This window comes from Mameliella sp. AT18 (assembly GCF_028807275.1).
GTDB classification, from domain to species: domain Bacteria; phylum Pseudomonadota; class Alphaproteobacteria; order Rhodobacterales; family Rhodobacteraceae; genus Antarctobacter; species Antarctobacter albus.
This window is the reverse complement of record NZ_JARAMO010000255.1, coordinates 1-10,247: the sequence shown is the minus strand read 5'-3', so window position 1 is coordinate 10,247 and position 10,247 is coordinate 1. Positions and strand designations below refer to the sequence as shown.

Here is a 10,247-nt window from a genome sequence, read left to right as displayed (position 1 = left end):
AAAGCCGCAAACAGTCCCGTCCCGACGACTATCGCTCCTCGCGGCGCGCGCGGCGGGCCCGTTTCATGGCAAAGACCTCGGCGCGTGGCACCCAGCGGTATTTCGGGTCGCTGGCAACCGGGCCGAACCACAGCCGCCCCCGCCCCAGCCGCCAGGGGTCCAGCACCAGCCCCCGGTCCATCGGCGCGCCACGGGTCGAGACGATGACCGTCGAATGTTCGATCCGCAGGTTGTCGGCATTGGCGATGGCCCGATGCAGCGAAAGGCTGCGCAGCCTTTCACGCTTCAGCCGCGCCTCGAGATCATCCGCCCAGTCTTTGCACAGCCCGCGCGGTTTGCGGCCGGTGTTCACCTGGATGTTGTGGATCAGCGGCGGGTCCACAGCGTCCCAGCGGTCCGCCCAGACCAGAGGCTCGCGCACGGAAATGCGCGCCACCGCTGCCGCTTCTGCCGGGTCCACGTCCGGCCCCAGGTCCAGCACGGCCCGTTCCAGCAGCGCGATCTTCTCTGCGGGGGCCTCCGGAACCTCGGCAAAGGCGGGTCCCGGCATCGCCTCGTCCGGCACTCCGGCCCCCGGGGGCGCCGCGCAGCCCGCCAGGGCCAGGGCCCCCATGCCCAGGGCCGCCCGCCGTGTCATCCTCATCCCGGCCACGCCGTTCAGGACACTTCCGAGATCGGCGCATCCACGCGCGCCACCCGCGCCCCGGACTTGGCCGAGGTGACGACGCCCAGAGACTTCAGCTTGCGGTGCAGGGCCGAGCGCTCCATGCCCACGAAAGAGGCGGTGCGCGAGATATTGCCGCCAAACCGGTTGATCTGGGTCAGCAGGTACTCCCGCTCAAAGGCCTCGCGCGCCTCGCGCAGCGGCAGCGTCGCCAACGTGCCCGACAGCACCACGCGTCCCTCCGCATCCTCGCCCGGCGCGGTTTCCTGCGGCAGTTCCCGCGCCTCGATCGGTCCGGTGCCATCGCCCAGGATCAGCACCCGTTCGACCAGGTTCTTGAGCTGTCGCACGTTGCCCGGCCAGGTCATCGTCTGCATCAGCGCCACCGCCTCCTCGGTCAGTTCGCGCACCGGCAGGCCCTGGGCCTGGTTGCACTGTTCGATGAAATGCCCCGCCAGCACCGGGATGTCCTCGCGGCGTTCGGCCAGCGAGGGCACGGCGATCGGCACAACGTTCAGCCGGTGGTACAGTTCCTCGCGGAAGCGGCCGGCGGCGATCTCGTCCTGCAGGTCGCGGTTGGTCGAGGAGATCACGCGCAGGTCGACACGCACCTTGTCGTTGCCGCCGACGCGGGTGAACTGCTGGTCCACCAGCACCCGCAGGATCTTGGACTGGGTGCCGGTGGGCATGTCGGCGACTTCGTCGAAATAGACCACCCCGCCATGCGCCTGCTCCAGAAGGCCCGGTTCGATCCCGCGCTTGGCGGTTTCGCGGCCGAACAGCATCGCCTCCATCATCTCAGGTTCGACCCCGGCACAGTTGACGGTGACAAAGGGCGCCTTGGCCCGGTTCGACTGGGCGTGGATATAGCGCGCGGCCACTTCCTTGCCCGCCCCCGCGGGGCCGGTCAGCATTACCCGGCCGTTGGATTTCGTGACCTTTTCCAGTTGTCCCAATAGCGCGCGGAAGGCGGCGCTTTCACCGATCATCTCGGCGGATTTCACCTCGCCACGTTTCAACTGCACGTTCTCACGCCGCAGGATCGAGGTTTCCATCGCGCGCCGGATCACCACCAGCAACTGGTCGATGTTAAAGGGCTTTTCGATGAAGTCATAGGCGCCCTGCTTGATGGCGGCCACGGCGATCTCGATATTGCCGTGGCCCGAAATGATGACCACGGGAATATCGGGGTTGTCGCGCTTGACGGTCTTGAGAATGTCGATCCCGTCCATCTTGCTGTCCTTCAGCCAGATATCCAGGATCAAAAGCGCCGGCGGCTCGGCGTTGATCTCGTTCATCGCCTCCTGGCTGTTGCCTGCAAGCCGGGTGGCAAAGCCCTCGTCCTCGAGGATATCCCCGATCAATTCCCGGATATCGCGTTCGTCGTCGACGATCAGGATGTCGCTCATTGTCTCTGCCCTCTCATTTCTTCGTGCTCAAACATCTTCCAGCTCCGCCGCCCGCGGCAGCTCTGCCGCACGGTTCAGCGGCAGCCGCACAACCGCCATCGCGCCCTGGTGCGCGCCCTCGGCGAAGGCGGGCGCATCTTCCAGCACCAGCGTTCCGCCATGTTCCTCGATGATCTTCTTGACGATCGGCAAGCCCAGACCGGTGCCTTTGTCGCGTGTCGTCACGTAAGGCTCAAACAGCCGCGCGCGGTCCTCGGGCAGGCCGATGCCATTGTCCATGATACGGATTTCGGCGCGGCCCTCCTGCGCCTCCGCCGTGACGCGGATTTCCGGCTGATAGTCTTCGGGCGCGCCCTTTTCCTGCAGGCTCTCGACCGCTTCTCCCGCGTTCTTGATCAGGTTGGTCAGCGCCTGGCCGATCATGGTGGAATCCAGTTCCGCCGGCATCGGCTCTTCCGGCAGGTCGGTGACAAAGCGGACACCAGGCTGGCCGGTTTCCTGCATCAGGACTTCGCCGCGCAGGATCTCACACAGGTCCTCGGGGCGCCGTTCCGGTTCCGGCATCCGGGCGAACTTGGAAAACTCGTCGACGATGCGGCGCAGGTCGTCGGTGCGGCGCATGATCCGTTCCGTCAGGTCCGCGACCTTTTCCGCATCCGGTCCGTCCAACCGCTTGGCAAAGCTGCGCTGGATGCGTTCCGCCGACAGCTTGATCGGCGTCAGCGGGTTCTTGATCTCATGCGCGATGCGCCGCGCCACGTCGCCCCAGGCGGCCATCCGCTGGGCGCTAACCAGGTTCGTCACGTCGTCAAAGGCGACAACGTAGCCCTCCAGCGAGCGATCCTGGCGCCGCCGCGTGGACAGGCGCACCAGCAGGTGTTCCAGCCGCCCCTCGCGGCTGACCTTGACCTCTTCCTGCGCGGTTTCCACCGCCTCGGCCCGTAACCGTTCAAAGAGCGCGCCGAACTCGGGCACCGCCACGCCCAGCGGCACGGCGCGGTGAGTTTCGTGCCAGCCCAGCAACCGCTCGGCAGAACGGTTGACGAAAGTCACCTTGCCTTCGGCGTCCAGCCCCACCACCCCGGAAGTGACAGAGGACAGGACGGAATCGAACAGCCGCTGGCGGCGTTCGATCTGGCGGGTGTTCTCCAGCAGGGTTTCGCGCTGGCCTTTCAACTGGCGCGTCATCTGGTTGAAGTAACGCCCCAGCATGGAAATCTCGTCGTCGCCCTCTTCTTCGGGCACCTGCACGTCCAGATCGCCGGACCCGACGCGCTGCGCCGCCCCGGTCAGGCGCCCCACCGGGCGGCTGAGCCGCTCGGCAAACCACAGGCCCGCCCAGGTCGCCGCCAGGATCAGCAACAAGGCAAAGCCAAGGTACAAGAGCGCAAAGTCGAACAGCCGCCGCCCCCGTTCACTTTCCTGCTGCTGGTAGAACCGCGCGGTTTCCTGCGTCTCGTCCAGCAGGTTGAGGATCTGCCCGTCGACCTCGCGGCTGACATAAAGGTATCGGTCGGCAAAGGCTTCCAGCGGCAAGAGGGCGCGGAACTCGTTGTTGTCCCAGTCCGGGATCACGGTCACGCCATCGGCATCGGCACGCAGAAAGTCGGCCACCGAAGGTTCCTCGAAATCGAACAGGTAGGACCGTTCGCCGCGCGCCCGGATGCGGCCGGCGCTGTCGATGACAAAGGCCTCGCGCAGCCCGCGCTGGATCTGGGTCTGCCCCTGGCTGAGAACCTGGCGCAGCTCGCCGTCGTCCATGACGAAGTTGCGGCGGCGGTTGGCATCGAGAAAGGCCCCCAGGGCGCGCGCATCCTGAATCAGCCCGGCGCGGCTTTCTTCCTCGTAGGCCTCGGCGGCGGAGAGCGAGGCGCCGACGACGTTCTGCACGCGGCTGGAAAACCAGGTTTCCAGGCCGATATTGATGGTCAGCACTGCAAAGACCGCCACCGTGACGGTCGGCAGCAGGGCCATCAGCGCAAAGGCCGCGGTCAGCCTGAGGTGCAGGCGGGAACCCGCCGATTGCGCCCGCCGGTCGGCCACCATGCGGGCCACCCGCGCCAGAAGCAGCGCCGCCAGCAGCAGGACATAGACAAGGTCGGCCAGCAGGACGAGTCGCAGCGACAGCGCCCCTGCCCCCTGGTCCAGCGGTCCCAGCACCATGAAGGTGGCAAAGGCCAGAACCGGCCCCAGCGCCACCAGGAACAGTGCCACGATATTCTGGAAAAGCCTTGTCCGACGCAGGCGTGAGAATGACCCCCAGGTCGGAAATCGGTACAAAGAGCGTGCCCGCGTGGCCACAGCCTATCCTCGTCAATGTGCCGACTCTGGGTATCCAGAGACCGGCGACCGCCATATTTTGTGGCCTTCTCACCACGCCGAGGCGGCGGGGCCACACTTATGTGGCCCTTTTACATCAACTTCCGGCGGCGTGTCACGCGAATATCAAGGTCGGTGATCTTCTTGCGCAAAGTATTGCGGTTGATGCCAAGCAGATCGGCGCATTTGGCCTGGTTGCCGCCCGTCGCCTCCAGCGCGATCTCGATCAGGGGCGCCTCGACCTCGCGGATGATCCTGCCATAAAGCCCCGGCGGCGGCAGCATCGCGCCATGCAGGTCGAAATAGCGCCGCAGGTGGCGGCCCACGCTTTCGCCCAGCTTGTCGCTGTCGCCGCCGCGCAGGACCGGTCCGGTTTCCGGCTGGTTGCCCAGCACCGCCTCGACCTCGCTGCGCGTGATTTCCTCGGCCCGGCTGGTCAGGCTCAGGCGCCGCACGGCGTTTTCCAGCTGGCGCACGTTGCCAGGCCAGGAATAGACGCGGAACAGGTCCGCCGCCCCTTCCGACAGCCAGCGTTTCGGCGCGCCTTCGCGTTCGGCCCGGTTCAGGAAGTGTTCCGCCAAGAGTGGGATGTCCTCGACCCGTTCGCGCAGGCTGGGCACCGCGATCGCCGCCCCGTCGAGGCGATAGAACAGGTCCTGTCGCACCTTGCCGTCCTCGATCAGCGACTGCGGGTCATGCTGGGACGAGGCGAGGAAGCGCGGAACGTGATCGCCCGGCACATCCATCATGCGCACCACGCGGGCCTGGATCTCGTCGCTGATGTCGGCGATCTCGTCGATCAAGAGCGTGCCGCCCTTGACCCGCGCCAGCACCCGCGCCGGCCCGTCGAGGTCCGACAGATCCGATCCGGTGACAGTGATAAAGGGCAGCGTTCGCCGATCGCTAAAATCATGCAGCGCGCGGGCGATGAGGGATTTGCCCGTGCCGCTTTCGCCGGTGATCAGCACCGGCAGGTCGGTGTTCATCACCCGCGCGACAAGCCGGTACAGCCCCTGCATCGCCGGGGTCTTGCCCACCAGCGGCAGCTCGTCCGGTTCATCCGCGCCCACCACCGGCTCTTCGCGTTTGGGCGCCTTGTTGCGGTTTTCCAGCGCCCGCGCCGTGCGCTTCATCAGGTCCGGCAGGTCAAAGGGCTTGGGCAGGTAGTCGTAGGCCTCGGCCTCGGCCGCCTGGATCGCGGTCATGATCGTGTTCTGCGCCGAGATCACGATGACCGGCAGCCCGGGCCGGTCCTCGGAAATCTTGGGCAGCATCTCCAGCCCGTTGCCATCGGGCATGACGACGTCGGATATGACCACGTCCCCCTTACCCTCGCTCACCCAGCGCATCAGCGTCGTCAGGCTGGACGTGGCATGCACCTTGCATCCAGCCCGTGTCAGCGCCTGCGTCAGAACCGTGCGGATCGTGCGGTCGTCATCGGCGACCAGAACTGTGCCATCCATCTAGCTGCTCTCCTTTGGCGCCGCAGGTGCCCGCGGCAGGGAAATGCGAAAAACCGTCTTGCCCGGAACGCTGTCGACCGAAATCCATCCGTCGTGATCCGAGATGATCTTGCTGACCAGCGCCAGGCCGAGGCCGGTGCCGTTCTCCTTGCCCGATACGAAGGGGTCAAAGATGTCGCCCTTGATGTCCGGCGGCAGGCCCGGGCCGTCGTCGATGATCTCGACCTGCAAAGGCAGCGTCTGGCCCGAGCCATCGGCCCGCCGCAGCCGGAAACTGTGTTCGTAGAAGGTATGCAGGCGGATCGTCCCGCCCTCCTTCGGATCGGCGGCCTCCGAGGCGTTCTTGATCAGGTTCAGGACAACCTGCAGCAGCTGATCCGGGTCTCCCAGGGCCATCGGCAAAGAGGGATCGTAGTCCTCGATGATCTTCATGTGCGCCCCGAACCCCAGCAGCGACGAGCGCCGCGCACGGTCCAGCACATCGTGGATATTGACCTCGCGCAGTTCCGGCGCCGAGAGGTTTCCGAACTGCTCGACCTGCTCTAGCAGCTTCACGATCCGCCGCGTCTCGGCCACGATTAGATCCGTGAATTCAAGATCATCCTGGCCGATGCTCATGCTGAGAAGCTGGGCCGCCCCGGCGATACCGGCCAGCGGATTCTTGATCTCGTGGGCCAGCATCTCGGCCATACCGATGGCCGATTTCGCGGCGGATTTCACCGAATGGCTCTGCGTCATGCGTCCGGCCAGCTCGCGCGGCGAGATCAGCATCACCATCCAGCCCGGACGCCCCGACAGCGGCGCGATCTGCAGGTTGCAGACCAGCGGCGGACGCGCGCCCGTTCCCACGTCGACGTCATTGACGAAGAGCGGCGTGCCATGCTCTCGCGCCCTCAAAAAGCTTTCCTCCAGCGGAGCATCCACCGCCAGCCGGTCCCAGATCGGCTGACCTGTCAGCCACTTGGAGGAATTGTTCATGAAGCCTTCGGCCGCCGGGTTCAGGTCGGCGATGCGGTCGTCCTCGTCGATCAGGATGGCCGGAACGGGCAGCGAAGACCAGATGTTGGGGTCTGTTTCACTCATCAGGCGGCCTCCACCTCGGCGCTCAGCGCCTCGGGCAGGAGATCCAGCACCGCCTGCGTGTCCCGTTCGGTCAACAGGCGCTTGCGCAGGCCCGGCGGCGTATTGGCCGCGTCCATGTACCAGCCAAGGTGCTTGCGCGCGACGCGGTTGCCCAGCGTCTTGCCGTAGAAGCCCAGCATGGCTTCGTAGTGCCCCGACACCATGTCGATCAGAGCCGCGCCCTCGGGCACCTCCGGCGCTGGCGTTCCATACAGCGCATGGGCCACCTCGGCCAGGCGCCAGGGCGCGCCCTGGGCCCCGCGCCCGATCATGACACCATCGGCGCCAGAGCGGCTCAACGCCGCGCGCGCCGCTGCGGCGTCGATCACGTCTCCATTTGCGATAACAGGCACTTGCACCGCCTTCTTCACCTCCGAAATCGCGGCCCAATCGGCCTTGCCCTTGTAGAACTGGCAGCGTGTGCGGCCGTGAATGACGATCATCTTCACCCCGGCCGCCTCGGCACTGCGGGCGATCTGCGGCGCGTTCAGGTGATCCTCATCCCAGCCCAGACGCGTCTTCAGCGTCACCGGCAGGTCGACCGCCTCCACCACCGCCTCGACCAGGCGGAGCGCGTAATCCGGCGCCCGCATCAATGCCGATCCGGACCAGCCGCCTGTCACCTTCTTGGCGGGGCAGCCCATGTTGATGTCGATCACCCGCGCGCCCATGTCGGCGACCATGCGCGCCGCCTCGGCCATCGGCCCCGGTTCGCGCCCGGCGATCTGCACGCTGGTGTTCTCGATCTGTGCGCCCAGTTCCGCCTTTTCGCGGGTGCCGGGACGTTCGGTCAGGAACTCGCCGCTGGCGATCATCTCGGACACGACCAGTCCCGCGCCAAAGCGCGAAACGAGCGTGCGAAACGGCAGATCGGTGATTCCCGCAAGCGGAGCCAGCAAAACGGGTACGGTGATCCGCCGGTCTCCAAGATCAAAGCCCAATTGCCCAGTCCTTGTGCGATGGCGTGTAAGTAACCTCTGTCATCGAGACTTATGGGAGAGCTTTGTTTTCTTCAATCTATCCGGCCCAATTCGAGGGCGCCTCCGGAACAAATGCCTATTTTTTAATCAATCTCCCCGCCGGATTGCGCAACACCGTACCTGCGCCTATGAGAGGACGGCACAGATCGGACGGACCATGCAGACAGGGATCATCATCGTTGCGGCCGGACGCGGAACGCGGGCCGGCGGCGGGTTGGCGAAACAATGGCGGCGCGTGGCGGGCAAGCCGGTGGCGCGCTGGACGCTCGAGGCCTTTGCCGGGCGCGGTCCCTTGGTCATGGTGGTGCATCCCGACGACATGACTCAGGCACAGGCTGTTGCGGCGGGGCTGGACCTCCGGATCGTGACAGGTGGTGCGGACCGTTCCGCCTCGGTCCGCGCGGGGCTCGAGGCCCTGGCGCAGGACTCGCCGGACCACGTCCTGATCCACGATGTTGCCCGGCCCTGCGTGTCGCCTGCGGTCATCGACGCCGTGCTGGACGCGCTGGACCACCATCCCGGCGCCGCACCGGCCTTGCCCGTGACCGATGCGCTCTGGACGGGCGACGGCACCCGCGTGACCGGCACCCGCGACCGCGAGGGCCTGTACCGCGCGCAGACGCCGCAGGGGTTCCGCTTTGCCGAGATCCTGGCCGCCCATCGCGCGCATCCCGGAGGGGCCGCCGACGATGTGGCCGTGGCCCGCGCCGCCGGGTTGGACGTGGCCATGACACAGGGCGACGAGGCCAACCTCAAGATCACCACGCCGGGGGATTTTTCCCGCGCTGACAGTTACTTGCGAGGACAAATGGACATTCGCCTGGGAAATGGCTTTGACGTTCACGCCTTCGAGGAAGGCGACCATGTCATCCTCTGCGGAGTCAGGATTCCGCACAGTCACAAGCTGAAAGGCCACTCCGATGCGGATGTGGGCATGCATGCCGTGACCGACGCCATCTATGGCGCCTTGGCCGAGGGGGACATCGGGCGGCACTTTCCGCCTTCGGACCCACAGTGGAAAGGCGCCGCCAGCGAGATATTTCTGCGCCATGCGGTCGAACTGGCGCGGGACCGCGGCTTCGCGATCGGGAACATCGACGTGACGCTGATCTGTGAGCGCCCGAAGGTCGGACCGCATGCGCATGAAATGACAGGTAAAATGGCGGAAATCATGACATTGGACGCGGGACGCATCTCGATCAAGGCCACCACTTCGGAACGGCTGGGATTCACGGGACGCGAAGAAGGGATCGCGGCGCTGGCCACCGCGACGCTGGTGTCGGCGTGAGATGGCTGGCCTCTGTCGGCGGGGTCGGCTACCTGCGGCCCGCCTCGGGCACCTGGGGATCGCTGGCGGCGCTGCCGCTGGCCTACGGGATTCACCTGCTGGGCGGGTTCTGGCTCTTGCTGGTGCTGACGCTGCTGGCCTTCGGGCTGGGCTGGTGGGCGGTGCAACACTTGACCGCGCAGGGCCACGGCGAAGACCCGTCCTGGGTCGTGATCGACGAGCTTGCAGGCCAGTGGATTGCAATCTTTCCAGTTAGTTACGGCGCCATGTTCATGGGCGTTGATGTCTGGCGGCTTTGGCCCGGCTGGGTCGCGGGCTTTGTCCTCTTCCGTCTCTTCGACATCTGGAAGCCCTGGGTGATCGGCCGCATCGACCGCATGGGCACCCCCTTGGGCGTGATGCTGGATGACGTTTTGGCGGGCCTGTTCGCCGCGGTTGTCGCAATCGCCCTCGCCGGTCTGTCACATGGAGTCCTGATGTGAGCATTGCCAGTCAGGTCATTGAAAAGGCTTCTGAAAGTGGAGTCTCAGTCACCACAGCCGAAAGCTGCACCGGCGGCATGGTCGCTGCCGCGCTGACCGATATTGCCGGATCTTCGGCGGTCTTCGAACGTGGGTTCGTGACCTATTCCAACGCCGCCAAGACCGAAATGCTGGGCGTCCTGCCCGCCACGCTGGAGGCGCATGGCGCGGTGTCCGAAGAGGTCGTGCGCGAGATGGCGCTTGGCGCCCGCGTCGCGGCACGGGCGGATGTGGCTGTTGCGATCAGCGGGATTGCCGGGCCCGGCGGGTCCGAGTTCAAGCCCGAGGGCCGGGTCTGCTACGGCCTGGCCAGCGCAACGGGCGTGATCACCGAGACCATCGAACATGGTGCAATCGGTCGCGCAGAAGTGCGCGCCGCAGCCACGAAACACGCGTTGGACCTGATCCTTTCGGCGCTTTGACCGGCGCTTTCAGTTTGTACAAAACGTACGAAACGTACGTCGATTCCAGCATTTTGTAC

At 65.9% G+C, this 10,247-nt stretch carries 9 protein-coding genes; 3 read left to right on the top strand and 6 right to left on the bottom strand.

Going from position 1 to position 10,247, the window contains the following annotated elements:
- Window positions 1-28 precede the first annotated feature (28 nt).
- The 6 genes from PVW46_RS21740 to dusB all read right to left on the bottom strand — a co-directional run bounded on the left by PVW46_RS21740 (window position 29) and on the right by dusB (window position 7,918).
- Window positions 29-637, bottom strand: a complete 609-nt coding sequence (locus PVW46_RS21740) for a hypothetical protein (protein WP_274577584.1) — start codon at window positions 635-637, stop codon at window positions 29-31.
- A 20-nt stretch (window positions 638-657) separates the two neighbouring features.
- Complete coding sequence (gene ntrX / locus PVW46_RS21735) at window positions 658-2,073, bottom strand: nitrogen assimilation response regulator NtrX (RefSeq protein WP_043139756.1); 1,416 nt, start codon at window positions 2,071-2,073, stop codon at window positions 658-660.
- Window positions 2,074-2,100: 27 nt separating this feature from the next.
- The gene (locus tag PVW46_RS21730) at window positions 2,101-4,374 is read right to left on the bottom strand and encodes a sensor histidine kinase NtrY-like (RefSeq protein WP_069209834.1); all 2,274 of its coding nucleotides are present in this window, start codon (window positions 4,372-4,374) and stop codon (window positions 2,101-2,103) included.
- Between the two features lie 110 nt (window positions 4,375-4,484).
- Complete coding sequence (locus PVW46_RS21725; protein ID WP_043139759.1) at window positions 4,485-5,855, bottom strand: sigma-54-dependent Fis family transcriptional regulator; 1,371 nt, start codon at window positions 5,853-5,855, stop codon at window positions 4,485-4,487.
- Complete coding sequence (locus PVW46_RS21720; protein WP_043139761.1) at window positions 5,856-6,938, bottom strand: two-component system sensor histidine kinase NtrB; 1,083 nt, start codon at window positions 6,936-6,938, stop codon at window positions 5,856-5,858.
- Window positions 6,938-7,918, bottom strand: a complete 981-nt coding sequence (gene dusB / locus PVW46_RS21715; protein ID WP_069209835.1) for a tRNA dihydrouridine synthase DusB — start codon at window positions 7,916-7,918, stop codon at window positions 6,938-6,940. The genes PVW46_RS21720 and dusB overlap by 1 nt, the downstream gene beginning before the upstream one ends.
- A gap of 196 nt (window positions 7,919-8,114) precedes the next feature.
- Here dusB and PVW46_RS21710 point away from each other — a divergent pair, with 196 nt between their 5' ends.
- From PVW46_RS21710 to PVW46_RS21700, 3 genes are read left to right on the top strand one after another with little or no spacing between them, the layout of a single operon-like run.
- Complete coding sequence (locus PVW46_RS21710) at window positions 8,115-9,245, top strand: bifunctional 2-C-methyl-D-erythritol 4-phosphate cytidylyltransferase/2-C-methyl-D-erythritol 2,4-cyclodiphosphate synthase (protein ID WP_069209836.1); 1,131 nt, start codon at window positions 8,115-8,117, stop codon at window positions 9,243-9,245.
- Entirely contained in the window at window positions 9,242-9,727 is a 486-nt protein-coding gene (locus tag PVW46_RS21705; RefSeq protein WP_069209837.1) for a phosphatidylglycerophosphatase A family protein, read from the top strand. The genes PVW46_RS21710 and PVW46_RS21705 overlap by 4 nt, the downstream gene beginning before the upstream one ends.
- Window positions 9,724-10,188, top strand: a complete 465-nt coding sequence (locus PVW46_RS21700) for a CinA family protein (protein WP_069209838.1) — start codon at window positions 9,724-9,726, stop codon at window positions 10,186-10,188. The genes PVW46_RS21705 and PVW46_RS21700 overlap by 4 nt, the downstream gene beginning before the upstream one ends.
- The last annotated feature ends 59 nt before the right edge of the window (window positions 10,189-10,247 follow it).